This window comes from Pseudomonas sp. 30_B (assembly GCF_017491605.1).
GTDB lineage: Bacteria > Pseudomonadota > Gammaproteobacteria > Pseudomonadales > Pseudomonadaceae > Pseudomonas.
Genome location: NZ_JAFGYY010000039.1, coordinates 1 through 24,062 on the forward strand (window position 1 = coordinate 1; position 24,062 = coordinate 24,062).

At 65.5% G+C, this 24,062-nt stretch carries 18 protein-coding genes; 2 read left to right on the forward strand and 16 right to left on the reverse strand.

The window, feature by feature from the left end:
- Nucleotides 1-174: 174 nt before the first annotated feature.
- The 8 genes from J5M67_RS25865 to J5M67_RS25900 all read right to left on the reverse strand — a co-directional run bounded on the left by J5M67_RS25865 (nucleotide 175) and on the right by J5M67_RS25900 (nucleotide 8,200).
- Nucleotides 175-1,530, reverse strand: a complete 1,356-nt coding sequence (locus tag J5M67_RS25865) for an ATP-binding protein (protein WP_207888278.1) — start codon at nucleotides 1,528-1,530, stop codon at nucleotides 175-177.
- Nucleotides 1,506-2,171, reverse strand: a complete 666-nt coding sequence (locus tag J5M67_RS25870; RefSeq protein WP_207888279.1) for a response regulator transcription factor — start codon at nucleotides 2,169-2,171, stop codon at nucleotides 1,506-1,508. The genes J5M67_RS25865 and J5M67_RS25870 overlap by 25 nt, the downstream gene beginning before the upstream one ends.
- Before the next feature lie 95 nt (nucleotides 2,172-2,266).
- Nucleotides 2,267-2,704 (reverse strand): hypothetical protein, encoded by a 438-nt coding sequence (locus tag J5M67_RS25875; RefSeq protein ID WP_207888280.1) that lies wholly within the window; start codon nucleotides 2,702-2,704, stop codon nucleotides 2,267-2,269.
- Nucleotides 2,705-2,713: 9 nt separating this feature from the next.
- A complete protein-coding gene (locus J5M67_RS25880; RefSeq protein WP_207888281.1) occupies nucleotides 2,714-3,487 on the reverse strand; it encodes a hypothetical protein in 774 nt (257 codons plus the stop codon).
- 140 nt (nucleotides 3,488-3,627) lie between these two features.
- Nucleotides 3,628-4,695: an ABC transporter ATP-binding protein gene (locus J5M67_RS25885; RefSeq protein WP_207888282.1), complete on the reverse strand. Its 1,068-nt coding sequence runs from the start codon at nucleotides 4,693-4,695 to the stop codon at nucleotides 3,628-3,630.
- Nucleotides 4,692-6,194, reverse strand: a complete 1,503-nt coding sequence (locus tag J5M67_RS25890) for an iron ABC transporter permease (RefSeq protein ID WP_207888302.1) — start codon at nucleotides 6,192-6,194, stop codon at nucleotides 4,692-4,694. Before J5M67_RS25890 ends, J5M67_RS25885 begins: the two co-directional genes overlap by 4 nt.
- Nucleotides 6,195-6,311: 117 nt before the next feature.
- Nucleotides 6,312-7,331: an iron ABC transporter substrate-binding protein gene (locus tag J5M67_RS25895; protein WP_207888283.1), complete on the reverse strand. Its 1,020-nt coding sequence runs from the start codon at nucleotides 7,329-7,331 to the stop codon at nucleotides 6,312-6,314.
- Between the two features lie 203 nt (nucleotides 7,332-7,534).
- The gene (locus J5M67_RS25900; protein ID WP_207888284.1) at nucleotides 7,535-8,200 is read right to left on the reverse strand and encodes a hypothetical protein; all 666 of its coding nucleotides are present in this window, start codon (nucleotides 8,198-8,200) and stop codon (nucleotides 7,535-7,537) included.
- 271 nt (nucleotides 8,201-8,471) lie between these two features.
- Between J5M67_RS25900 and J5M67_RS25905 the strand changes: the two genes are divergently transcribed.
- Complete coding sequence (locus J5M67_RS25905; RefSeq protein ID WP_207888285.1) at nucleotides 8,472-10,400, forward strand: LTA synthase family protein; 1,929 nt, start codon at nucleotides 8,472-8,474, stop codon at nucleotides 10,398-10,400.
- A gap of 113 nt (nucleotides 10,401-10,513) precedes the next feature.
- Here J5M67_RS25905 and J5M67_RS25910 read toward each other — a convergent pair whose 3' ends face one another.
- The 8 genes from J5M67_RS25910 to J5M67_RS25945 form a co-directional block, all read right to left on the reverse strand.
- A complete protein-coding gene (locus J5M67_RS25910) occupies nucleotides 10,514-11,185 on the reverse strand; it encodes a DUF3313 domain-containing protein (RefSeq protein ID WP_207888286.1) in 672 nt (223 codons plus the stop codon).
- 149 nt (nucleotides 11,186-11,334) lie between these two features.
- A complete protein-coding gene (locus tag J5M67_RS25915) occupies nucleotides 11,335-11,559 on the reverse strand; it encodes a hypothetical protein (RefSeq protein WP_207888287.1) in 225 nt (74 codons plus the stop codon).
- A gap of 18 nt (nucleotides 11,560-11,577) precedes the next feature.
- Nucleotides 11,578-13,317, reverse strand: a complete 1,740-nt coding sequence (locus J5M67_RS25920) for a ShlB/FhaC/HecB family hemolysin secretion/activation protein (protein WP_207888288.1) — start codon at nucleotides 13,315-13,317, stop codon at nucleotides 11,578-11,580.
- A gap of 2 nt (nucleotides 13,318-13,319) precedes the next feature.
- Entirely contained in the window at nucleotides 13,320-15,929 is a 2,610-nt protein-coding gene (locus J5M67_RS25925; protein WP_207888289.1) for an MBG domain-containing protein, read from the reverse strand.
- A 74-nt stretch (nucleotides 15,930-16,003) separates the two neighbouring features.
- A complete protein-coding gene (locus tag J5M67_RS25930; protein WP_207888290.1) occupies nucleotides 16,004-18,817 on the reverse strand; it encodes a filamentous hemagglutinin N-terminal domain-containing protein in 2,814 nt (937 codons plus the stop codon).
- Between the two features lie 122 nt (nucleotides 18,818-18,939).
- Nucleotides 18,940-20,604 carry a response regulator gene (locus tag J5M67_RS25935; protein WP_207888291.1) on the reverse strand — a complete coding sequence of 555 codons (1,665 nt, stop codon included), beginning with the start codon at nucleotides 20,602-20,604 and terminating at the stop codon, nucleotides 18,940-18,942.
- A gap of 88 nt (nucleotides 20,605-20,692) precedes the next feature.
- Nucleotides 20,693-21,721: an AraC family transcriptional regulator gene (locus tag J5M67_RS25940; protein ID WP_207888292.1), complete on the reverse strand. Its 1,029-nt coding sequence runs from the start codon at nucleotides 21,719-21,721 to the stop codon at nucleotides 20,693-20,695.
- Nucleotides 21,722-21,872: 151 nt separating this feature from the next.
- Nucleotides 21,873-22,544 carry a DUF3313 domain-containing protein gene (locus J5M67_RS25945; protein WP_207888293.1) on the reverse strand — a complete coding sequence of 224 codons (672 nt, stop codon included), beginning with the start codon at nucleotides 22,542-22,544 and terminating at the stop codon, nucleotides 21,873-21,875.
- 519 nt (nucleotides 22,545-23,063) lie between these two features.
- Between J5M67_RS25945 and J5M67_RS25950 the strand changes: the two genes are divergently transcribed.
- Nucleotides 23,064-24,053 (forward strand): MoxR family ATPase, encoded by a 990-nt coding sequence (locus J5M67_RS25950; RefSeq protein ID WP_207888294.1) that lies wholly within the window; start codon nucleotides 23,064-23,066, stop codon nucleotides 24,051-24,053.
- Nucleotides 24,054-24,062: the final 9 nt, after the last annotated feature.

Consider the following 24,062-nt stretch of genomic DNA (forward strand, 5'->3'; position numbering starts at 1 on the left):
CGACGCATCGCCGATGGTAGTGTGGGGTTTCCCCATGTGAGAGTAGGTCATCGTCAAGCGCCTATCCCAAAGCCCCTGGTCAGCATCGCTGGCCGGGGGCTTTGCTTTTGCGCGCGGGAAAGTGGGCCATGGCATATAACCCTCGCTCATGACTGCTCCACGCCAGTGCGGCTGTCAGGCCGCGCTCGTCTGGAATTCCAGCGACACGCAGAGCCCGGTCCGCGCCGCGCGATCGGTGAAGTCCAGGCAGACGCTCGCCCCGATTCGCGCCGCAATCGTCTTCACGATCGACAGGCCCAGTCCTGAGCCGATTTCCGGGTTTCCGGGCACCCGATAGAACGCGTCGAACACCCGTTCTCGCTCGGACTCCGGAATGCCGGGGCCGGTATCCCTGACCTGCAGGACGACCCTTTCCCCCCGGCGGTGCACCAGGAGATCGACTTTCCCGCCGGCAGGCGTATACCGCACGGCATTGTCGGCGAGGTTCTTTATCAGCGCCTGAAGGTCGAGTTCGTTCGCGACGATCTGGCAGTCATCACCATCCACGCCAAGGTCGATCTGCTTTTTCTCCGCAAGAGGGAGCAGGTCTTCCAGAACCGTACGATAGATCTTGTGGATCGAGGCGGGCGATGCCGTGCCAGGCGACGAAGACTGGGCACTGGCGAGCATCAGCAACTGATCGATCAGATTTCTGCCGCGGTCGATTCCCTGCCTCAGTTTCGCCAGCCGCTCCCTGGCCTGGCCGGACATTTCGGTAGCCTCCAGACGTTCCGCCTGAAGCGAAAGTGCCGTCAGCGGGGAACGCAGTTCATGGGCCGCGTCCGCGACGAATCGGCGTTGCGACTCGATCGACCTGGCCACTCGCCCGAGAAGGCGATTGATCGCCAGTGCAAAGGACCGGACTTCCGTCGGTAGGTAGCTCGCGTCGATAGGCGCCATGTCCTGCTCGTCCCGTCGATCGATCTGCTCGGCCAGTGTCGCAATCGGGCGGAACAGTTTGCGAATCAGGTCGGCCACTACCAATAGCAGTACCGGTATGAGAATCACGAAGGGGACCAGGCCTCGCCAGGCGCTTTCGCGCGCGTCGCGTTCTCGGCTTTCGGTTTCCTGGCTGATGGCGATGCGTTCGCCCGTGGTCGTGGTGCGGACCAGCACCCGGAACTGCTCATCGGCAACCTTGATGGTAGAGAAACCGTCAGGCAGCCCGGTAGGGAGGGGAAGCGGCAAGCTGTTGTCGCCTTCTTTCGGAGCCTTGGCCCCATCGGCGAGGTACTGCACGACAACCCGCGTTTCCTCGTTATCGCCGGCGATAGTGGGTGTATCCACCGGATAGCGCAGGGTCATCTGCTGGCGTTCGAAGAGTGCCGCAACCTGCTTGAGCGTGTTGTCCTGCATCTCCAGCGCCTCGTCATAGGCCGAGACGAAGGCGAAGAGGCCGGCCAGCAGGGCGACGATCAGGATGGTGACCGACAGGGCGGCAGAGAGGCGGAACTGTACCGACTCGTTCAGTCGCCTTTTGAGACCATCCATCCCATCCCCCTGACGTTCTTGATGACCTGGTTGCCAAGCTTTCGCCGCAAGGCGTGGATCAGGAACTCCACCGCATTGCTCTCCACTTCATGCCCCCAACCGTAGATGCGGTCCTCCAGATCGCTGCGGGACAGAATCGCTCCCGGCCGTATCAGCAAGGCCTGCAACAGGCTGAACTCCCGGTTGGAGAGCTGCACGTCCCGGGCTTCGGCGCTGCTGGCCTGCTTCGAGGCAGGGTCCAGTGACACGACGCCATTGCTCAGCACAGGCGCTGCGCTGCCGCCCTTGCGCCGCATCACAGCGCGCATCCGGGCCAGCAGTTCGGCCATCTCGAAGGGTTTCAGCAGGTAGTCGTCGGCGCCTCCGTCCAGGCCCCGCAGGCGGTCATCCAGGCTGTCCCGCGCGGTGATGATCAGCAGGGGCACGGGGTTGTCCTGTGCCCGCAGCGTCTCGAGGACACCCAGTCCGTCTCGCCCCGGCAGGCCCAGATCGAGCAGGACCTGGTCGTAGCTATGGGTACCAAGGGCGGCGAGCGCGGTCAGGCCGTCAGTCACCCAATCCACGGCGTAGCCGGCGTCCTTCAATGCGCCCTCGATGGCCTCGCCAATCATCGGGTCGTCTTCGACCAACAGAATTCGCATGTCCCTGCCTCGGAGGAGCTGAACGAGCGATGCGCGGACTGCACATCGCCGACATCATCTGACGATAGCCCCTCACAGGGGAAGCCTGCGCTGGATCAGGCTTGCGGCTTGCCCTGGAGCTTGTCGAAAGTCTTCATCAGGTCGTCCATCGCCGCCTTGCAGGTGGCCTGCTGCGGGCTGCTGTCGCGCAGCGCATCGAGCGACCGGTCGATGGCCTTGTCGAGCAGGTGCCAGTCACTGGCGGCGCGCGGCTTGATCCCGGCCTCGGCGTTGTCCCAGGCGAGCTCCAGGTCCTTGATTCGCGCCTTGGCGTTTGCCAGCTCGTTCTTGTCCACCATTCCCGTCACGTCGGCGGCGATGCCGCGGAACTCGGAAAGATCGCCGAGCTGCGTGGCGCTGCTGGAGGATGCGGCCGCTTGCGCGGTGGTGCCGGCCTTGGGCTCGCTCGGTTTCGAGCAGCCGGCGGCGAGGCCGAGGAGGGCGATGGCGCACGCCAGGGAAACCTTGCAGAGCACGTTCTTGAAGTTGGGCATGATGGTTCCTCAGGAAGCATTCGATTGAGCGAGGGATTTGTTGGCGCCAAGCTGCGCCGCCGTGACCAGGATGAGGATCACGCACAGGAAGATCGCGCTGGTCCAGGTAGCGCCCATTCCCAGCCCGCCGTAGGTCTTGGCCTGGGTGAGGAGGTCGCCCAGCGATGCGCCGAGCGGGCGGGTGAGGATGTAGGCGATCCAGAAGCTCAGCACCGGGCTGACCCCGAGGCGCCAGGCCGCGAAGGTTGCCGCGATCAAGCCGCCGAACAGGACGGCTCCGACGGTGAAGCCCATGCTCAGCGCCTCGGTGGCCAGGTCGCCAGCGGCGGTGCCCAGGGCGAAGGTGCAGAGCACGGTGGTCCAGTAGAACAGCTCGCGGCGCGGCGTGACGATTTCGCGGATGGACAGGTTGCGTTCGACGCCGTACCAGACGGCAAAGTTGACCGCCAGCAGTCCGGCGAACACCGCGGTGCTGGTGTACAGGCTGACATCCAGCACGTCGGTGAGGATGTCGGTCAGCTGGGTGCCGAGGATGCTCACCACGACGACCGTCAGCCAGTAGATCCACGGGATGTAGGCGCGGCTGCGCAGTTGCCCGGCCAAGGCGGCGGCGAACAGGGCCGCCATCGCTGCCGTGGTGATACCGAGGCCCCAGCCCGCATCCACGGCCAGGAAGTCGGCAAAGGTCTCGCCCACGGTGGTGGACATGATCTTGATGACCCAGAAGGCGAGGGTCACCTCGGGGACTTTATTGAGCCAGTTGGCCCTTGTGCTGGTGGTCATGGCGAGGCGTCTCTTCGGCTACGCATCAGTTGGCGTGGAAGAGAGCCTAAGGGGTGAAACTTAGCTGATACTGAGGGGCGGCCGTCGCTGTGGTCGCAGAAGCGCGGTATCGCCACGCGGGGGCGATACCGCGAACCGATCTAGCTGGCAGGGAACAGATGGGCGCCGCCGCTGACACCGATGTGGACACGCGTCCCGATGTCGGGGCAATCCATCGCCAGCACCCTGACGTGGATCGACAGTGCGGAGGCTTCGGCATGCGGCGCCTCCAGCTGAACCATGACCGAGCACTTGTCGCCGCCGAAGTCGCTGCTCAGCACGGTGCCGAAGCAGCCGTCCGTGTCGGAGGGAAGCGACTGGCCATGGCGCAGGTGGAGTTGCTCGGGACGCAGCATGACCTGCCCTTGTCCGCTGGCTTTCGGGCTGTCGACCCGGACCTTGCCCAGCGGGCACTGTGCCCAGCCATTCTGGATGTCGGCGGGGAACACCAGGGCGTCGCCCAGGAAGGTGGCGGTGTCCTCGTCGACCGGTCGGAAGTACAGCGCCTTGGGCGCGCCGGCCTGGACCAGGCGCCCCTGGCGAATCACCGCCAACTGATGGCCGAACGAAAGCGCCTCTTCCTGATCGTGGGTGACCAGGATCGCCGTAACGCCGGCATCGCCCAGTACCTGGGTGACTGCCTTGCGCATGGAGGCGCGCAGGCCGCTGTCCAGGGCGGAGAAGGGCTCGTCCAGCAGCATCAGCCGGGGGCTTTGCGCCAGCGCCCGGGCCAGCGCCACCCGCTGCTGCTGCCCGCCGGAGAGCTCATGGGGCCAGCGCTGCGCCATGCTGCTGTTCAGCGAGACCATCTCCAGTAGCTCATCAATTCGCTGCGAGCGCTTCTCCATGCTCCTGGGCAGCCCGAAACCGATGTTCTCGCCGACCGACAGGTGCGGGAACAGCGCGCCGTCCTGCGGCACATAGCCGATGAGCCGGCGATGGGCGGGGATGAAGGTCGCGCCGTCCGCCAGTGTCGTATCGCCGAGCGTGATCGAGCCCAGGTCGGGCACTTCGAAGCCGGCAATCAGGCGCAGCAGGGTGGTCTTGCCGGAGCCGGAGGGACCGACGATCGCCGCCCGGCCACCCGCCGGCACGGACAGACTGAAGTTCTCTATCGCTGCGAACGCGCCGAAGAACCGAGACACGGACTTGAGTTCGAGAGTGCTCATCGGCCTGCTACTCGCTTGGATTGTTGGTAAAGAAGCCCGGTCAGCGGCAGGGACAGCAGGATCATCATCAGCGCGTACGGCGCCGCCGCGGCGTAATCGATCTCGCTGGTCTTCGCCCAGAAGGCGGTGGCCAGGGTGGCGGTCCCGCTCGGTGACAGCAGCAGGGTCGCGGTGAGCTCATTGACGATCGCCAGGAAAACCAGGGCGACACCGGCCGCAGCGCCGGGCGCGGCGAAGCGGATGGTGACGCCCCAGATTGCCTGCATCGGAGTGCGCCCAAGGCTGCGGGCGATGTTCTCCAGTTCGACGGGCGCCTGGGAAAGCCCGGCGCGGAGGCTGACCAGCGCCCGGGGCAGGAACATCAGCACGTAAGCCAGCAGCACGGTGACGACGGTCTGGTACAGCGGCTGGGCGAACTTGATGGTCAGGCTGACCAGCGCCAGTGCGACGACGATCCCCGGCAGCGCGCTGGCGACGTAGTTGCTGCCTTCCAGCAGGCGCTGCAGCCTGCTCGGCGCGCGTACCGAAATCCAGGCGATCGGCACCGCGGCGATGGTCGTGAGCAGCGCGCCCGCCGCTCCGAGCAGGACTGTCTGCCCCAGGCAGACCAGGAGTTCGTCGGAGCGCCAGACTTCGATGCCGCCCGCCGCCAGCCACTTGCCCAGGGTGACCAGGGGGACGCCGAGGGAGAGGGCGGTGAAGGTCGCGCAAAGCAGCAGGGCGATGCCGGTGCAGGCCTTGCTCAGCGCGTACTGCCGAGGCGCGCGTGGGCTGCCGGCGCCGATACGGGCGTAGCGTGCAGAGCCGCGGGTGGCCGACTCGGCGGTGAGCAGCAGCAGGCAGGCCAGCGCCAGGACGCCAGCCAGCATGTTCGCAGCGGGGCCGCTGAAGGACGACTGGAACTGGTCGAAGATCGCGGTCGTGAAGGTGTCGAAGCGAATCAGCGCGAAGAGGCCGTATTCCGCCAGCAGATGCAGCCCCACCAGCAGCGATCCGCCCCAGATGGCGACGCGCAACTGGGGCAGGACGACACGGCGGAACACCGTGAAAGGCCGTTCGCCCAGCGACTCGGCCACGTCTTCCAGGACCGGGTCCAGGCGTCGGAGCGCGGCCGCCGCAGGCAGGTAGATGAAGGGCGAGTAGGCGATCACCGAGACCAGCACGGCCGGGAACAGGCCATGCAGCGACGGCACGAGGCTGACCCAGGCGTAACTGTGCACGAACGCCGGAATTGCCAGCGGGGCGACGACCAGCAGGGACAGCAGCCGCCTGCCGGGCAGCCGGGTGCGCTCGGTCAACCAGGCCATCGCCACGCCGTGGAGCACGCAGAGCGGGACGGTCAGGGCGATCAGCAGGAGCGTGTTGTACAGCAGCTCCGCGACCCGTGGCCGGAATACCAGCTTGGCAATCAGCGGAAAGCCGGCCTGGATGCCTGCGCTGGCCACGAAGAGCAGCGGGAGAATGGCGAACGCGGAAACCAGAAGCGCAACGGCCAGCATCCATTGCTGGCCGGAACCATTGCGCAGTCGACGTCGCAGGAACGCCACGGGGGCGGATTTCTCCGCGCCCGTGGCGTCTTGGGTACGGGCCTTCGGCCCGAACTGTTGGGCGGTCACTTACAGCAAGCCTGCCTGGGTCATCAGGTCCACGACCTTCCGGCTATCCAGTTTGGAAACGTCAATGAGCGGGGCGTCGAGCTGATCCAGCGGGACGAGTTTCGGGTTCGACTGCACGCCTTCACCCACGGCGTATTCGTACGACTTGCCGTCCCGCAGCACGGCCTGGCCCTGCTTGCTGGTGATCCATTGCAGGAAGGCCTGGGCCTCCTTGGGATGCTTGCTGGACGCCAGTACGCCACCGCCGGAGAGGCTGGTGAAGGCGCCCGGGTCCTTGTGCTTGAAGTAATGGAGCGCTGCGTTGTTGCTGTTCTCGCCAGTCTTGGCCTGGTCGCCGACGTAGTAGTAGTGGTAGATCACGCCACCGTCGATCTGGCCGGCGTTGACGGCCTTGAGTACGGAGTTGTTGCCACGGTAGACCTTGGCGCCGGCCTTCATCGCTTCGAGCCATTCGAGGGTTGCCGCCTCGCCCTTGAGTTCCAGCAGGGCGCCGACGATGGCCTGGAAGTCGGCACCGGCCGGCGATGCGGCCCAGCGGCCGATCCACTGCGGTTCGGCAAGGTCCAGGAGCGACTTGGGCAGGTCCGCTTCCTTGACCATGTTCTTGTTGTAGACGAATACCGTGGAGCGGGCGGCGATGCCGACCCAGTGCCCGTTGGCCGGGCGGTAGGGGGCGCCGACCTGGGAAAGGGTGGTGGGCGCCACCGGTGCGAACAGCCCGGCGTTGTCGACCAGGACCATCGACGGGGAGTTTTCGGTCAGGAAGACGTCTGCCGGGGAAGCCTTGCCTTCCTGGACAATCTGGTTGCCCAGTTCGCTGTCGTCGCCATTGCGCAGGGTGACCTTGATGCCGGTCTCCTTGGTGAAGCCCTCGACCCAGGCCTTGGTCAGCGATTCATGCTGAGCGTTGTAGACCACGATGCCATCGCTGTCCGACGCCGCGAACGACGGGCTCGTGCCCAGCAGTGCCGCTACTCCAACCGCTCCCAGGAAGACCCACGAGGCACCGCGTACTTTCATCAATCGCCACTCCGGATAGGTTCTGTCGAACGCCCCGGCCGGGGCGTTGCTGGTGAATGCCGGAGATGATCGCTCGAAGCCTGTTAAAAAATTGTCATTCTCATTTGATAATCGAGCGAAACATTGCGCGGCGGGGGCGCCTGGCAAGCCGTCGGGGGAGAGGGGGCGCCAGGGGCTATGGGGCGGCCTCGCTGGAGCGCGGGTTACTTCCTGAGTACGTAAACGCGAATGCCGTCCACGCCGGGCAGGAAGTTGTAGTGCTTGATCTGCGAAAAGCCGACCTGCTGGAACGCCTGTTCCAGGGCCTTTGCGCTGGTGGGGGGCGGAACTGCGGCATGGGATTCGCTGCCCGAGCCGCAAGGGCAGGGCTGCTGCGTGTCATCGAGCGGACGCTGGCGTCCCACCCGGGCAAAGAGGATCACGGTATCGCGGGTCACGGGGTGCAATTGATCCAGCAGCCGGATGGTGGCCGCGTTGCAGTCCGTCGGAGGCACTTCGGAGATCAGGATGCAATCGACCGAGCCGTCGCCCAGCTCCGAATAGTCCAGCGGGCCCGGCATGGTCTTGATGCGCCGGATCATGGCATTGGGCAGCTTCTGGTGGGCGGCGAGCAGGGAATCGGCGGCCGGGGAGGTTGCCACGATGATCCGGTTGCTGTGTTCCAGCAGCACGGGCCAGAAGGCGCCTGGCGATTGCGAGACTTCGAGCATGAGGATGGGCTCTTCGGCAACGCGCAGGGCCAGTCGAAGCAGTCGCTTCTTCCGCCATTCGGCAATGCGGGTGCGCAGGAAGGCACTGAGCGTGTTGCTGGCAACGCCATCGTTCTCGCGATGTCCGGCAGAGGCAAATGGGCGTTGGGGTTCGTTCATGGGCACAGGCTCGACAGTTACCGCCATTATCGGGTCGGGCGATCAAGGTCTCGTCAAGGACATGTGAAAAAGTCGTGGTGATTCCGATTGCAGGGAGAGTAGTGCCCCGCCGAATGCGGGGTATCGGACTGAAGCGGACCGCTCGGCAGTCGCGTTCAATTTGACAATTTCTTTTCGTTCTCTGTTGTAGAGTCACGGCCGCTAGCCGTTCTCGGCACATTAGAAGCGCTGCAGGCCGCCAGGGCTCGCGCATAACGATAAGGAAGTATCCATGCAATTTCTTCGTTCGGCCCCGATGCGCTTCCTCGCGCTGACCGCCTTGCTGTGGCTGATCGTCTTCTTCGTGACCCGCGTGGTTCTCATGGCGGGTCACCTGTCGGATCTGGGCGCCGGACATGTCTCGGTCTTCGTCATTGGCCTGCTCTACGACCTGAGCTTCCTGATCTATGCGCTGCTGCCGCTCGGAATAGGGCTGCTGCTGCTTCCCGCCCGGCTCTGGCGGGCCAGGTCCTGGCGCTGGATTCTGGCCGCCGTGCTCTTCGTCAGTACCTACGTGATGCTGTTCACCGCGGTGGCCGAGTGGCTGTTCTGGGATGAGTTCGGAGTCCGCTTCAACTTCATCGCCGTCGACTACCTGGTCTACTCCGATGAAGTCCTGAACAACATCCTCGAGTCCTATCCCATCGGCCTGCTCCTGAGCATCCTGGCCGGCGCCTCGCTGGTCGTGACCCTGGGCCTGTTCAAGGCGCTGCGGGCGATCTGCGCATCCGAAGTCCCGGCCTTCCGTCGTCGCCTCCTGGGCTGCGCAGGTCTGGTGCTGATGGCGCTGCTCGCCGGTTTCCTGGTTGACCAGGACCGCCCGCGCGGCCAGGGCGGCAACACCTATGCCCGTGAGCTGGAGAGCAATGGCCCGTACCAGTTCTTCGCCGCATTCCGCAACAACGAACTGGACTACCCGCAGTTCTATGCGACGTTGCCGGCCCAGGAAGTGGCCCAGCAGATGCGCGCCGAACTGGCCGAGCCCAACGCGCGCTTCGTCGGTACCGATCCGATGGACATCCGCCGCACCATCACCAATGAGGGCGCGCCGAAGAAGCACAACGTCATCCTGGTGACCATCGAGAGCCTCAGCGCCAAGTACCTGGGCAGCAACGGCGATGGTCGCAACCTCACGCCGAACCTGGATGAGCTGCGCCGCAACAGCCTCTACTTCAACAACTTCTACGCCACCGGCACCCGTACCGACCGTGGCCTGGAAGCCATCACCCTGTCGATTCCGCCGACCCCCGGGCGCTCCATCGTCAAGCGCATCGGCCGCGAGAGCGGCTTCGGCAGCCTTGGCCAGCAGTTGCAAGCCGTCGGCTACGATGCGGTCTTCCTGTACGGCGGCCGTGGCTACTTCGACAACATGAACGCCTTCTTCGGCGGCAACGGCTATCGCATCGTCGACCAGTCGAGCGTCCAGGAGTCCGACATCCACTTCAAGAATGCCTGGGGCATGAGTGACGAGGATCTCTACGCGCAGGCAGTCAAGCTCGCGGACGAGGACTTCGCCAAGAACCAGCCGTTCCTGCTGCAGCTGATGACCACCTCGAACCACCGTCCTTATACCTACCCGGACGGCCGTATCGACATCCCCTCGGGCAACGGTCGTGACGGCGCGGTCAAGTACACCGACTACGCCATCGGCAAGTTCCTCCAGGCGGTGAAGGACAAGCCGTGGTTCGACAACACCATCTTCGTCTTCGTGGCCGACCACACCGCCGGCAGCGCGGGCAAGGAAGACCTGCCGGTGGTGAACTACCAGATCCCGCTGTTCATCTATGCGCCCAAGCTGCTGCCCGTGGGTGAGCGCGGCGAGTTGGCGAGCCAGCTTGACCTGGCGCCGACCCTGCTGTCGATCCTGAACCTGAGCTACACCTCGACCTTCTACGGACGCAACCTGATGGCGGAAAACACCCTGCCGCCGCGCGTGGTGATCGGCAACTACCAGCACCTGGGTCTCTTCGATGGCCAGGACCTCGCCATCCTCAGCCCGCGCGCCACGCTGCGCCGCCACAACCAGGCCCTGGGTGCGAGCGAGGAAGTGAGCGCGAAAGCGGATGACCCGCTGGTGAAGCGCGCGATCAGCTACTACCAGTCGGCCAGCTTTGGCTTCACCCATCACCTGCTGGACTGGAAGCCGACCCCGGCAGAGTAAGCCCCGGATCGGGCAGGGCGCTGGCCCTGCCCGAGTATCCGCCACTCGTCATAGGGTGCCGATGCGCTGCAAGTCGTCCAAGGCGAGGACGATGCGGCAGCAATTCCCTGGGTTCACTGTCCTTCCAGCGCCTGGAAGGATTTCACCATGTCAGAAGCCCAGCCATCGAGCAGGGCCCGGGCGTCCCTGGCCTGCATGACCTGGCCGGAGTTCTCGAGATCAGCGCCTGCGCCCTTGCGCACGACTTCTGCCACGACCTGGCCATTGCCACCATCGAAGAAGACCGCCTCGGTCGCAAGGCTGGTCTCCTGGTCGCGGATACCGGTGGCGGTGCTCACCCCCGCGGCGATCAGCGCGATGGGAATCACTTCATAGGGCTGCAGCCCCTTGGTCGATGCACTGACGGCGGTGATCGCCGGGCGCACCACCAGTACGCCGGGACCTCGCCCGTTGGCCAGCGGCAGGACCTTGGAAAACCGGGTCTGCAGCGCCTGGTCGTAATACTGGGTAATGCCCTGCAGCGTGCTCGCCGGAATCTTCTCGGTCGGCTTGGGCCGTGGGTAGAGCTGGCTGGGCTCGATGTAGACGCTGGTAAAGCGCCTCACATTCACGTCCGGCAGAATCCAGCGCAGGACTGGCGCGCCGGAGGGGGATTCATGTTCCTCCAGGCCGCTGTAGTCCTTGAGAAAACCGGAATACTGCCCGGGCTCGACGTATTTGCTGGCACAGCCCGCGAGGGTCAGGGCCGTGAGACATAACGGCAAGGCCAAAGGTTTCCAGTTCATCGATCAGCTCCTGTGAACGGGGGCCACAGATCGGATAGGCGCCGGCGCGCACTGTGGACACCACGCTGTGTCGCCGATCAAGTGCAGAAGGTAGACCAAAAGCGGGACGGTGAGCCGGAAGAAACCGGGCTCACCGTCCCATCGGGTTGCTAGACCTGGCGGACCAGCAGCAGTTCGCGCCGGGCGATGGACTGATAGAGCGCTTCCAGCGCCCGGGCGTCCTCGTCCATGTGCTGCAGCGCATCCTCGATGCGAGCGGCCAGGGCGGGCGGCGGCAGGTAACGGTGCTGCAGCTCCAGCAGCAGTTCGGCCGCGATGTCGTTGTTGAAGGATGCGCTGCGGATGGTACAGGGCGCATCGAATGGCGGTCTCATGGCGTTGCCCTCCGGCCTCTAGAACAGCTTCAGGAAGTTGATGTAGAAACGCGGTGCCTTGCCGTTGTCGTTGTCGATCTCCTTGGCGGATACCGAGCGGGTCAGCGGGAAGGCAACTTCCGGCGAGACGTAGGTGTCCGGGTAGACGTTGTAGTGGGCGCCGACACCGGTGGAGGACAGGCTTTCGCTGCTGACCCAGGTGGGGTCGCGGCTCCAGACCTTACCGAAGTCCCAGTAGGTGTAGTACTGGGTCGGGATCGCGTAGTCCTTCAGCGTATGCAGGTGGTTGTACTGCAGCTCGGTCTTGACCGCGAAGCCACTGTCGCCGGTGATCTCCGACGGGTCGTAGCCACGGCCGAACTCACTGCCGCCGACGCCGAACTGCTCGGGCGAGAGCAGGCGCTGGCCGAACGCGGTCTGCGCGGTGCCGGCGATGTAGAGGTTCAGGCCATCCATGAGCCTGGACAGGTCCTGCAGCCGCTGTGCGTCGATCTGCAGCTTGCTGAAGTCGGTCTCGCCGCCCTCGCGGGACGGGTTGGCGCGGCTTTCGCTGCTGGCGCCCATGATCGCCAGGCCCTTGCTCAGTTCGGCCTTGACCAGGTTCTTGCCGCCGAAGGAGTCGAACCAGTCGTAGCTCGCGCCCAGGCGAATGGCGCGGATGCGGTCTTCGCTGGAGGGCGGCAGGCTCTTGTCGTCCAGGTACTCGGAGGTGCCGTTGTAGTAGGTGAAGGCGGCCGAGGTCTTGAACGTCTGGTCGCGCTGGCGAATCCACGGACGGGTGATGCGCACCGCGAAAGTGTCGCCCTGGCTGTTGGCGTTGAGGAAGGAGTAGGTGTCGGCGTGGCCGTCGTTGTGCTGGGCCAGGAAGCTGACCACATCACCCCGGCTACCCACCGGCAGCTCATACTGCCCCTCGAAGAAGGTCATCTTGTCGCCTTCGATGGACTTGCCGGCGCGGATGCCCAGGTGGTCGCCGTTGCCGGTCAGGTCGTTCACCCCGACGCCGCCGTACACCTGCCAGGGGCCGAAGTAGCGGCTGTCGCGGTTGTCGAAGCCGAAGAAGCCTTCGTACTTGCGCAGGGTGTTCTGCACCGCGAGGTCGGTGCCGTTCTCCACCGGGGAGGCGTTGAGCGTGCCCTGGCTGCTGTTGCCCGAGACGTCGTTCATCAGCAGCAGGTTGCGCTCGATTGTGGCGCTGGTGGGCGGGACTTCCTGGCGGATGTTATCGGCGTAGCGTTGCAGGGCCTTGTTGGTCGGGCCCTGGAAGCTGACTTCGTTGACCTTGCCTTCGAACACCCGCAGCACCAGGTTGCCGCCTTCGAGGCGTTGCTGCGGGATGTAGGTCCTGGCCAGCAGGAAGCCGGCCTTGCGGTAACGCTGGGTGATGGTGTCGGCCACCGCCTGGATTTCGCCCAGGGTCACCCGGTGGCCTTCCAGGCGTTGCAGCACGGCGTCGAAGGTACCGCGCGGGTAGCTGGTGGCGCCTTCGAGGGTGACCTTGTTGACCAGGAAGCGCGTGCTCGGCAGGGCTTCCAGTTCCTGCGGCTCGGGTTGCAGTTCCGGGACGATCACGCTGTCCGGCAGTTCCAGGGTACCGGGCATTTCCGTGGGGGAGCTACGGACGCCGCTGCGATCCGGGACTTCGACCCGGCCGGGGTTGAGCTGCCCCAGCGGGGCAGCCTGGACCTGGGCACCCAGCAGCATGACGGAGAGCACTGCGGTGGCCAGGCGAGTCAGGGTTGAGGGGTGGGTTTTCATGACTATTTACCTCCCTTGCTCGGAACCTTCAGGTCGTGGGGGATCACGCTGCGGTTCCAGGTGGGGGCGACGAATTTGCCGTCCTTGATCAGGCTGTTGGCGTAACTGAGCACGTCACGGATGTCCGGCGTGGTGCTGGTCTTGTCGCCATAGGCGCGGGGTTTGCAGATCAGTTGCACGGCGTAGGTGCGGGCCACCGCCGGCGAGACCGTGTAGTTGGCCGAGGCCGCCGAGGGCGACTCCAGGGCTGTGCAACGGGTGTTGCCGGGGGACTGCGCGGTGACCGGCAGGGGACCTGTCGGCGTGCCGCTGCTGGGCGGCAGCGGGTCGACTGGCTGTACCGGGTCGAGCGGAGCCAGCGGGCCGGTGATGGTCAGGGCGCCGTCGCGGAAGACCACGGTGTAGTTGCTGCCGGCGGTGAAGGCCTGGTCCTGTCCGATCGCGTAGGTGCCGGCGGTTTCCCCGGCCTCGCGGCCGAGCGAGCCTTTCACCACGCCGGCGCTGTCGCCGTTCTTCAGGCCGCTGACCTGGTAGCTGAGCGCAGGATCGGCCTGGCCGACGGTCTTGGCCTGGTTGTCCGCGCTGACCACCAGCTGCGCCGGGGTGACCTGCAGGTTGCCGTCCTTGAACACCATGCGGTAGTTGCCGCTGCTCAGGACGACGTTGCCCTGGGTGATGGCATAGCCGCCGTCCTTCACGTTCTCGCCGCTGATTCGCGCCAGGTCGCCGCTGACCACGCCCGCGGCGCTGTCGCCGCGCTTGAGGCCATCGACGCTGTAGGTCAACCGCGGATCGAGATCGCCGTAGACCTTGGTCTTGTTGTCGGCGGTCACGGTCAGCTCGGCGGGGGTGATCGCCAGCTGGCCATCCTTGAAGGTCAGGATGTAGTTGCCACCCTTGCCATCGTTCAACCCGAGGTTGCCCTGGCCGATGCCGTAGGTGCCGACGTTCTCGCCGGCGACCCGGCTGGCCGAGCCGCCGTTGAGCACGGCCTGTGCTGTGTCGCCGTTGGCCAGGCCGCTGATGCGGTAGCTCAGGTGCGGGTCGATTTCGCCGTAGACCTTGGAGTGGCTGTCGAAATCGATCTGCAGCGACGCCGGGGTGATGGTGAAGGTGCCGCTTTCATAGTGCAGGATGTAGTTCTGGCTGGTGCTTGCCAGGTCGCCCTGGCCGATGGCGTAACCGCCGGCCTTCACGTCCTCGCCGGCCTGGCGCGCCAGGTTGCCAGCCAGTGCCGATGCCTGATCGTCACCGCGCTTGAATCCGGAGACCTTGTAGCTGAGCGCGGGGTCGATCTCGCCGTAGACCTTGCTCTGGTCGTCGGCGCGCACCAGCAGGGTGGCGGGCGTGATGGTGAAGGTGCCGGCCTCATAGCTGAGAATGTAGTTCTGCCCCTTGCCATCGTTCAGGCCCACCGAGCCCTGGCCGATGCCGTACTGGCCGGCGTTCTCGCCGGCCTGCCGGTCGAGCTGCCCGCCATTGAGTACGTCGGCGGCGCTGTCCTTGCCCTTCAGCCCGCTGACCTGGTAAGTCAGTTTCGGGTCGAGGTCGCCATAGACCTTGCCGGTGTTGTCGGCGCTGACCTTGAGCGAGGCGGGGGTGACGGTCAGCTTGCCGTCGACGAATGCCAGTACGTAGTTGCTGCCCTGGCCGTTGTTCAGCCCCAGGCTGCCCTGGTGGATCGTGTATCCGCCGGCGCGGACGTCCTCGCCGGCGTCACGGACCAGGCGGCCGCCGTTGAGTACGGAGGCTTCGGTGTCGTTGAACTTCAGGCCGGAAACCACATGGGTGAGCGCCGGATCGACGTCACCATAGACCTTGCTCTTGTTCTGGGCAGTCACGGTCAGGGTGGCGGGGGTGATCGTCAGGTTTCCATCGACGTACTTCAGGGTGTAGTTCTTGCCCTGGCCATCGCTGAGCAGTGCCAGGCCGCCCTGGCGGATGAGGTAGTCGCCGACGTTTTCCCCGGAGTCGCGGGTCAGGTTGCCCTGGAAGGTGAACTGCCCGGCACTGTCGCCGTTCTTCAGGCCGCCGATGATCGAGTAGCTCAGGGACGGGTCGTCGTTGCCATAGACTTTCGACTTATCGTCAGCCCTGACGGTGAGTTCGGCGGGGGTGATCTGCAACTGGTCACCCACGTACTTGAGGGTGTAGTTCTTGCCTTGGCCGTCCTTGAGCAGCACCAGGCCACCCTGGTTGATGGCGTAGTTGCCAACATCCTCACCGGCGATGCGCTCCAGGTTGCCGCTGAAGGACAACTGGCTGAGCTGGTCGCCGTTGGTCAGCCCACCGACCACTTTGTAGGTCAGCGCCGGATCGGCGTTGCCATAGACCTTGGTCTTGCCATCGGCGCTGACCGTCAGTTCTGCCGGAGTGATCTCGAGGTTGCCCTCGACGAACTTGAGGGTGTAGTTCCTGCCCTTGCCATCGGTGAGGAGGGCGAGGGTGCCTTTGTTGATGGCGTACTTGCCCACGTCCTCGCCAGCGGCACGGCCAAGGGTTCCGTCGTTGAGCACAGGACTTTGCGCGTCCTCGAACTTGAAGCCATCGACCTTGTAGGTGAACTCCGGATCGCCATTGCCATAGATCTTGCTCTGGTTGTTGGCGGTCACCGTGAGCTCGGCCGGCGTGATCTCCAGCCTGCCATCGACGAACTTCAGGGTGTAGTTGCCACCCAGCCCTTCGTTCAGGCCGAGGCCGCCCTGGTTGATGCCGTACTCGCCGACATCCTCGCCAGCCTGGCGTGCTCGGTCGCATCGGTGTGAGCGGTGACCTTGGCGTCGAAACGGTTCTGGTTCAGTTGGCGATCGACGAAGTCGTCCACGCCCTTGACCGCCTGGCTGTTCGCCGAGGGACCCGCAGTGAGGCCACCGACCATCTGCGGCTCGGGGTTGGCTTCGCCATACTCGCGCCGGACGTCACCGATCTTGCCTTCGAGCTGCGCCTTCTGCGAGTTGAGCTGGACCCCGCCCGTGGCGCTGTTGTCGCGGCCGCCGAGGTAAGTCACGACCCCGCGTTCGTATGCGTTGCCGTCGTGCCACATGCTGGTGAAGTTCGCCTGGGCCTGGGTGGTGTTGGTGCCCAGGTCCACCAGCAACTGGTCGCGTTTCCCGGTGCTGCGGTTGTCGGTGATGCCCGGCGCCTGCGGGTTCTTGCCCTGGTCGCCGGCGCCGCCGAGTACGCCCCAGCCGTCGGTATCGGAGACCACGGCGCCCTGGGCTGCGCTCAGGCTGAAGCCCGGCGGAAGTTCAGTGGTGGCGACGCCGTTCTTGAGGACATTGAGCAGGCTGGCGGCATTGGGATTGGAGCTGATGGTCCAGCGGTCGCCGGTGACCGAATCGATGAAGCTGATGGACTTGACCTTGTAGTCGGTGTCGGCGAGCGCGCTGTACTTCTTGTCGCTCATGTCGAGCGGGTTGCCCTTGTTGTCGACGTAGTCGATGGCTTCGAAGATCAGGTACTCGAAGCTCTGGCCGTTGTAGCTGAGGGTGTGGACTTCGTCGCCTTCGCGGTTCCAGATGGTCTGCTGGCCGAGCTTCTCGATGGTCTGCGCCTTGATCCCGTCGAGGCTCTCGGTGACGCCGTTGTTCTGGATGTCCACCTTGCCGGTGTTCACCTCGCCGTTGGCGGTCTGGTTGTAGTGGAAGACACCGTTGCTGGCCTTGCCGGCAAGGGTGCCAGCGTAGTTCAGCGGACTTTGCAGCAGGACGCTGGCGCCCTGCACGGCCACCTTGTCGCCGATCAGCGCAGTGTTGTCCTGCTGGATCACCGAGGCGCTGTTGGAGGTCTTGATCCACACGGTGCCCTGGCCGACATCGATGATCGCGCGGCCCAGGTAGGCGGCATCGCCGGTCTTGCCGGCGGAGTTGTCGTTGAGCAGAACATCGCCGGTGGCGAGGATGAACAGGTGGCCGTCCCTGAGCAGGATCGGCGCGTTGATGTAGACCGAGCCGCTGTCGTTGCGCTTGGCGTCCGCCAGGGCGTTGCCGGTGTTCTGGTAGTCGCTGAGCGCCGCCACGCTGCCGTTGCCCAGCAGGCGCAAGGTGTGGCCGGTCGCCTCGGGCGCAACGATCGCCGAGTTGACGTTGATCCGGTTGCTGGCGGCGATCTCGACATCGCCGTTCTTCAGGTTCGAGGCGATGGCGCTGGCGGATACCGTGTCGCTGCCGGGGGCGCCGCCATCGGCGTTGATGTTCACGGTCTCCGGGTCGAGCAGCCATTTGCCTGACTGCTGGCCGCCACGCGTACTCACCTGGGCCTCGGGCGCAACGGTCAGTTGCTTGCCGGAGGTTTCCACCACGCCGCCTTTCTGCCCACCCTGGGCGCTGGCGCTGCCGGCGAAGTGGGTCTTGCCGTCGCTCCAGACCACCACCTGGCCGCCATCGGTCTTGCCGTCGGCCTTGAGCTGGGCGCCCTTGGCGACGGTGGTGGACTTCGCGGCCTGTTCCGGGCCCCTGCCCTGGTAGCTGCCGCCCACCAGCACCTTGCCGCCGGCGCCCTGGGTGCCGCTGGCGTCGACCTTCGCGGTACCGGCAAGGTTCACGTCGTCACCCAGCACCTTGATCTGGCCGCCGTTGACACCCTTGGCGCTGAGGTTGCCGGTCACGTTGGTCCGGGCCGAATTACCCAGCACGATGGTGCCGCCGTCGTGGCTGACCGAATCGGCCACCAGGTTGCCGCCGACGTTGATCACCGAGTCCAGGTGCTTGGCCGCGCGCTGGGCGCTCATGGCCACCGTGCCGTTGCCGACATCGATCTCGCCGCTGTTGTGCACGCCGCCGGTGACGTCGCCGTTGACGCTGTTCCGCTCGCCGGGTTCGCCGCCCACCGCGATGTTGAGCAGGCCGTCACCGTGGAAGTCGAGGGTGGCGGTGGGGCCGGTGGCGAGTTGCACCATGCCCTTCTTGGCCTGGATCACCCCGGCGTTGTTCACCTGGGCGCCGAGCAGCGCGACCATGCCGTTGTCGTGGACGGTGATGTGGCCCTGGTTGGTGACCGCGCCGGTGAGCTGGATGTCCAGCTTGCCGGTGGCGCTGAACTGCCGGGCCTGTTCCTCGGTGAGGAAGCCGGCGCTGGCCACCAGCGCGCTGGAGGTGATGCGGGCGTTGGGGCCGATCATCACGCCGTTGGGGTTCACCAGGATCAGCTGGCCGTTGGAGGTGATGGCGCCATAGATCTTCGACGGATCGCCACCGATCACCCGGTTGAGGGTGACGGACTTACCGTCGGGCTGGTTGAAGGTGATTCTGTGATCGGGGCCGACGTTGAAGCGCTGCCAGTTGATCGCGGTGCGGGCCGAGGACGTGTTGACGTCCATCTGCTTGCCCTGCTGGCTGATGGTCGCCTGGCCGCCGATGACCTGGCCGCCCTGGGGCAGGTTGTCGGCAAGCACCTGGGTTAGAGGGAGGGTGACCCCGGTCGAGGCCAGGGCGATGGCGATGCAGAGGGTGGTGAGCGGTGAACAGGGGTGTCCCTTTCCCGCCTTCGATTGAGTGCTCATCGATTTCTCCTGATTGCGTTAGCTAGGAGAAATGATTCGCCTCGGGCCGAAGCCGGGTAAGCGTGCGTTCAGGCAACGCCTTGTAGTGCGATTCCTATCCTGAGTGTCGCGCTCCCGGGGACCTAGGCGATGGGCACCGTCATGGCCACGGCTGCTTCGAAGACCTGCTCGTCGTCGCGGATGACCCGCAGGCTACCGTGCAGCAGATCGCTCAGCTCATCGGCCAGGGCGCGATAGATCACCGGTGCGGCGTGCTTGCCAGCCGGGGCGATGTCGCCCGACAGGTGCAGCGTCCACTCCAGCTGTCCGGCCTCCCGCTCGAACGACTCGATGCGGATCGCTGCCGCCGTCGCCCCCGAATGCTGCAGGTGCAGCAGCAGGACCTTGAGCAGATACCCGTAGCGAACCGGGTCTATCCACCCGCGGGGCCGGGCGGGGTCTTTCGTGAGGGTCCAGCGGGGGACCATGTCACCGGGCATGTCCCGCAGGCACTGCTGGGTCAGCTCGTTCAGGTCCTCGGGGAAGGGCGCCAGCACAGTCTCGCCCTGTTCCAGGCGTATCAGTTCGGAGACCATCTGTACGGTCTCCAGGACGCGCTTCAGCAGCGTGTCGACGCCACCGTGATAGTCATTGTCCTCGCGCCCCTGGAGGATTCGTCGCGCGCCGGCGATGTGCTCGGCGATGTCCTCGCCCTGTTGCAGCAGGTAATGGCCGCGCCGCTTCTGGATCGACGAGAGGTAGGTCAGCTGATTGCGCAGCGACTGGACCTGCTCGGCTTCCTCGTTCAGGTCCACGGAGGTGCAGAGCATGCCCAGCAGCTCGCCGTCATCGGCCAGCACCGGATGGCCGCTGTGGCGAAATACCCGCCGCTGGCCGCGCACGTGCACGGCGATCACCATCATGTAGGGAATGCGCTGTTCGACGGCGGTCTCGAAGGTCTTGCGCGCATAGTCCAGGTGTTCCTGGTCGATCACGCCCAGGTCGCGTTGGCGGGCGTCCAGCACCTGGTCCCGGGGGAGGCCCACAAGCGCGAGGAAGGCCTGGTTGGCGGCCTGTATCCGACCGTCCGGCGCGCGCAGGCAGACAGGGACGGGAATCCGGTCGAGCAGTTCGTTGAAGTGGTTCGCGGGATGGCCCGGGGCGGCATCCCGCTTCGGCCGGCCCGGCCGGTCTTCGAGCAGGCCGCGCTGCGCGGCGACCTGCAGCAGTTCGACCAGCGAGTGGGTCCCGGTCTTTTCCAGCAGGCGGGTCTTGTAGGTACTGACGGTGCGGTCGCAGATCGCCAGCTCACCGGCGATCTGCTTCACCCGATAGCCTTCGGCGAGGTAGTGCAGCACGGTCACTTCCCGCGCCGTCAGCTGTTCCCCGGCGCCTTCGGCGGCCGTACCCGCTTCGAGGTGAATGGCCCTGGCCTGGAAGTAGGTCCGCCCGGACAGCACCTTGGTCACCGCATCGAGGAAGGTTTCGAGCGAGTCCTCCTTGGACACGAAGCCGGTCGCCCCGGCGGCCAGGCAAGGGTGTTCGTACACGTCGGCGGGCAGCGCGGTCAGCACCAGGATCCGGGTCGCGGTCTTCCTGGCGACGATTCGCTTGATCAGGTCGAGCCCGCCCAGCTTGGGAATGTCCAGCTCCAGCACGACGAGGTCGGGCGACTGCTCGCGAAACGCAGCGAGGCCGTCCAGGCCGTTCCTGGCAATGCCGGTCAGGCTGTGGCCTGCGTTGCGCAGGGCGGTTTCGGCGCCGAGGGAGCTCAGCGCCTGCTGATCGATGAGGAGTACCTTGGCCATGCTTCCATCCATGAGTCCGACGGCGACTGGCCTTGATGATAGACGCTGGGCAAGGCCGGCCCTTGATGCGCGACAGGCTGCCCGGGAATCAGTCGTTGGCGTCCGTGGCCGTCCGGAATGGGCCCTCGCCACGCAGTCGCCGGTGCTCCAGTGGAGGAATGCCGAACCAGCGCAGGTGCGCCCGGCAGAATGACGCCGTACGGTTGTAGCCCAACTCCCGGGCGATCTGGGCCACGGTCAGGCTGGTATGGCACAGCAGCTGTTCGGCCTGCTGGCGGCGGATCTGCTCGACGTGCCCCTCGAAGTCGAGGCCCTCACTGGCCAGGCGCCGCTGCAGGGTGCGCGGGTTCAGCCCCAGGTTGCGGGCAACCTGCTGGAGATTGCAGCGGCACTTGGGCAGGAGCATCTGGATATGCTGCGTCACCTGGCTGCGCAGATCCTCGTCCTGGTTGCTCTGGGCCTCCAGGTAATAGCGCACGATGGCGTGCAGCACCGCGTCATGCTGGATGCACGGGCGTTGCAGCGATGCAGGCGACAGCGCCAGGGCATTGTGATCCTGGCCGAACAGGACCTGGCAGCCGAAATAGCGCCGGTAGACGGCGATATCGGCCTGGGGCTGGTGGCGGAACAGTACCGAGCGCGGCCGGAATGCGGCCCCCATCAGCTCGGAGATCAGCAGTTTGCCCTGCAGCAGCGACTTCTCGACGATCTGCGGAATGTCCTCGATGCAGGGCAGGGCGTTGTCGAAGTACAGCATCGCGCTGCCGGGACGGCGCTCCAGACGGTAGTGGATCGACGGGCTGTACAGGTGCATGTAGCGCAGCACCGCGACCAGGCCATCGCCCACGGTCGGTGCCGAGCGGGCCAGGTGCTGCAGCGGGCCGAGCAGCGAAGAGCCCTGGCGTGCCGCCAGCTCCAGCCCGAGCTCGGGCATGTTGATGGCGTGGGCGCTGCCCTCGTATATCTGCACGAGGCTCTTGTAGGAGAAGGACTTCTCGAAGTCGCCGACCACGTCGAGGCTGACGTGATGGGGGGAGAGGTGCTCGCGAAGCGATGCGCCCTGCTCGAAGAGCAGTTCGCCAAACTGGAGAAAAGCGGTGCCGCGGATACTGTCCATGTCATCACACTGAATCGAAAAACGGGGAAGCGGGTACTGCAGATCCCTGGCTCCTGCCAGCGGTTCCGGTCTCGGGTGTGGGGAAGTATTGCGGGTTGTCGCGAAAGCGCAAACAAGGCCCGGACGCGCGGTGCGTGCCGGGCCTGTGGGCTTACTTGTTCTTCAGCGTCTGGTAGGACTTGAGCATGTCCGAGGCCCAGCCGTCGAGCACGGCGCGGGCGTCCTTGGCCTGCATCACCTGTTCGGAGTTCTCCAGTTCGGTGCCGGCGCCCTTGCGAACGACTTCGGCGACGGTCTTGCCGCTGCCGCCGTCGAGGAAGGCCGCTTCGGTGGCGATGCTGGTGTCCTGGTCGCGGATGCCGGTGGCGGTGCTGATGCCGGCGGCGATCAGGGCGATCGGGATGACTTCATAGGGTTGCAGGCTCTTGGTCTTGGCGGTGACGGCGGTAATCGCCGGACGCACCACCAGCACGCCCGGGCCGGGGCCCTTGGCCAGCGGCAGGGCCTTGGAGAATTGGGTCTTCAGCGCCTGGTCGTAGTACTGGGTGATGCCCGTCAGGGTGCTGGCCGGGATCTTCTCGGTGGGCTGGGGCTGCGGATAGAGCTGGCTGGGCTCGATGTAGACGCTGGAGAAGCGGCTCACATCGACGTTGGGATCGATCCAGCGCATGACCGCCGCGCCGGAGGGCGATTTTTCTTCCTTGAGGATGCTGTAGTTCTTCAGGAACCCGGAATATTGCTCAGGCTCGACGTACTTGCTCGCGCAACCAGACAACGCAATGGACGCGCTGCACAGCGTCGCCAGCAGAAACTTCGACTTCATCGTGATGCTCCTTAATGGTCATGGGTAAGGCAATGGGCAGTGATAGCAGTTGGCTTGTCATGGAAATGTTGCGGCGGGCCTCGTAATGCCTCTACCTCACCGTCGCCCGGTACCTGCAGTGCGCCGTTCCCGTAACCCCCGATGGCGTAGTGCCGGTGCGCGGTTTGTCGTGCTTGCGTTCGGATCGCCCAGCCACGGAGGAGTGTAAGCGGCGTGTACGTCCAGTCCATGGTTCGGATGGTCACCGGCGGTAGCGACAGGGCGCTGCCCCGGCAGATATCCCACGCCGTTGACGTCTTCATTGCATCGTGAAAAGGCCAGTCCCATCGCGCAGCCTGTCCATCCGCCGCGGGGGAGCCGCTCAGCTCTTTACGCCAATTGATCTATTCATTTCGCGACACCCGGCAGGGACACTGCAGGTTATGCCTCCCGGCCAGACGGGCTATGCTGACTCGTCGTCGGGGGCGCCGGAGCGCGCCGTGGCGGCCGCGCAATCGATTCGAATCAAGCAGAACAAGGATGAACACGGTGGATACTCGCGAGCAGATCGCCAACCTGGAAGCCAGCATCGGATCGCAGGTACTGGGCCAGCGACAGGGCATTCGCCATATCCTGCTGGGCCTGCTGGCTAACGGCCATGTGCTGTTGGAGAGCCTTCCGGGGCTGGCCAAGACCCGCACGGTGAAGGCGCTGTCCACGCACCTGGATGCGCGGATGAGCCGTATCCAGTTCACGCCAGACCTGTTGCCCTCCGACATTACCGGCGGGGAAATCCTCCAGCAGACCGAAGCGGGCAACCAGCTCAGGTTCCAGCCCGGGCCGCTGTTCGGCAACGTCATCCTCGCCGACGAGATCAACCGCGCGCCGGCCAAGGTCCAGGCCGCGCTGCTGGAAGCGATGGAGGAGCGGCAGATCACCGTGGCCGGGCAGACCCACATCATGCCGGGGCTGTTCATGGTGCTCGCCACGCAGAACCCCATCGAGCAGGAAGGCACCTATCCGCTGCCCGAGGCGCAGATGGACCGCTTCCTGATGAAACTGCTCATCGACTACCCCAGGGTCGAGGACGAGACCCAGGTGCTGCGCCTGGTGCGCGAGGAGGAGCAGCGCCAGCAGACCGGGGCGCCCCAGGAGCCCCCCGCGCAGCTGCCGCAGGAGGTGATCTTCGCCGCGCGCCGCGAAGTGGGGCGCGTGCATGTGTCCGAGCCGCTGGACCGCTACCTGATGGACCTGATCAACGCCACGCGCCGGCCCGCCGACTACGACGCGGACCTGGCGCGCTGGATCAGGGTCGGCGCCAGCCCGCGCGGCGGCATCAGCCTGGACCGCGTGGCGCGCGCCCACGCCTGGCTCGATGGCAACGACTACGTGTCCCCCGATGACGTTCGCGCCGTGCTGCACCCGGTGCTGCGCCACCGCCTGCTGCTCTCCTACGACGCGGTGGCCGATGGCGTGGGCGCCGATCAGGTGCTCGACCGCCTGCTCGACAAAGTGGCGGTTCCGGCGTAGGGCAGGGCC

What these genes read in the sequence shown, in the direction of transcription:
- J5M67_RS25865 (WP_207888278.1), bottom strand. Translation starts at nt 1,530, where the DNA reads ATGGATGGTCTCAAAAGGCGACTGAACGAGTCGGTACAGTTCCGCCTC.
- J5M67_RS25870 (WP_207888279.1), bottom strand. Translation starts at nt 2,171, where the DNA reads ATGCGAATTCTGTTGGTCGAAGACGACCCGATGATTGGCGAGGCCATC.
- J5M67_RS25875 (WP_207888280.1), bottom strand. Translation starts at nt 2,704, where the DNA reads ATGCCCAACTTCAAGAACGTGCTCTGCAAGGTTTCCCTGGCGTGCGCC.
- J5M67_RS25880 (WP_207888281.1), bottom strand. Translation starts at nt 3,487, where the DNA reads ATGACCACCAGCACAAGGGCCAACTGGCTCAATAAAGTCCCCGAGGTG.
- J5M67_RS25885 (WP_207888282.1), bottom strand. Translation starts at nt 4,695, where the DNA reads ATGAGCACTCTCGAACTCAAGTCCGTGTCTCGGTTCTTCGGCGCGTTC.
- J5M67_RS25890 (WP_207888302.1), bottom strand. Translation starts at nt 6,194, where the DNA reads ATGCTGGCCGTTGCGCTTCTGGTTTCCGCGTTCGCCATTCTCCCGCTG.
- J5M67_RS25895 (WP_207888283.1), bottom strand. Translation starts at nt 7,331, where the DNA reads ATGAAAGTACGCGGTGCCTCGTGGGTCTTCCTGGGAGCGGTTGGAGTA.
- J5M67_RS25900 (WP_207888284.1), bottom strand. Translation starts at nt 8,200, where the DNA reads ATGAACGAACCCCAACGCCCATTTGCCTCTGCCGGACATCGCGAGAAC.
- J5M67_RS25905 (WP_207888285.1), top strand. Translation starts at nt 8,472, where the DNA reads ATGCAATTTCTTCGTTCGGCCCCGATGCGCTTCCTCGCGCTGACCGCC.
- J5M67_RS25910 (WP_207888286.1), bottom strand. Translation starts at nt 11,185, where the DNA reads ATGAACTGGAAACCTTTGGCCTTGCCGTTATGTCTCACGGCCCTGACC.
- J5M67_RS25915 (WP_207888287.1), bottom strand. Translation starts at nt 11,559, where the DNA reads ATGAGACCGCCATTCGATGCGCCCTGTACCATCCGCAGCGCATCCTTC.
- J5M67_RS25920 (WP_207888288.1), bottom strand. Translation starts at nt 13,317, where the DNA reads ATGAAAACCCACCCCTCAACCCTGACTCGCCTGGCCACCGCAGTGCTC.
- J5M67_RS25930 (WP_207888290.1), bottom strand. Translation starts at nt 18,817, where the DNA reads ATGAGCACTCAATCGAAGGCGGGAAAGGGACACCCCTGTTCACCGCTC.
- J5M67_RS25935 (WP_207888291.1), bottom strand. Translation starts at nt 20,604, where the DNA reads ATGGCCAAGGTACTCCTCATCGATCAGCAGGCGCTGAGCTCCCTCGGC.
- J5M67_RS25940 (WP_207888292.1), bottom strand. Translation starts at nt 21,721, where the DNA reads ATGGACAGTATCCGCGGCACCGCTTTTCTCCAGTTTGGCGAACTGCTC.
- J5M67_RS25945 (WP_207888293.1), bottom strand. Translation starts at nt 22,544, where the DNA reads ATGAAGTCGAAGTTTCTGCTGGCGACGCTGTGCAGCGCGTCCATTGCG.
- J5M67_RS25950 (WP_207888294.1), top strand. Translation starts at nt 23,064, where the DNA reads ATGAACACGGTGGATACTCGCGAGCAGATCGCCAACCTGGAAGCCAGC.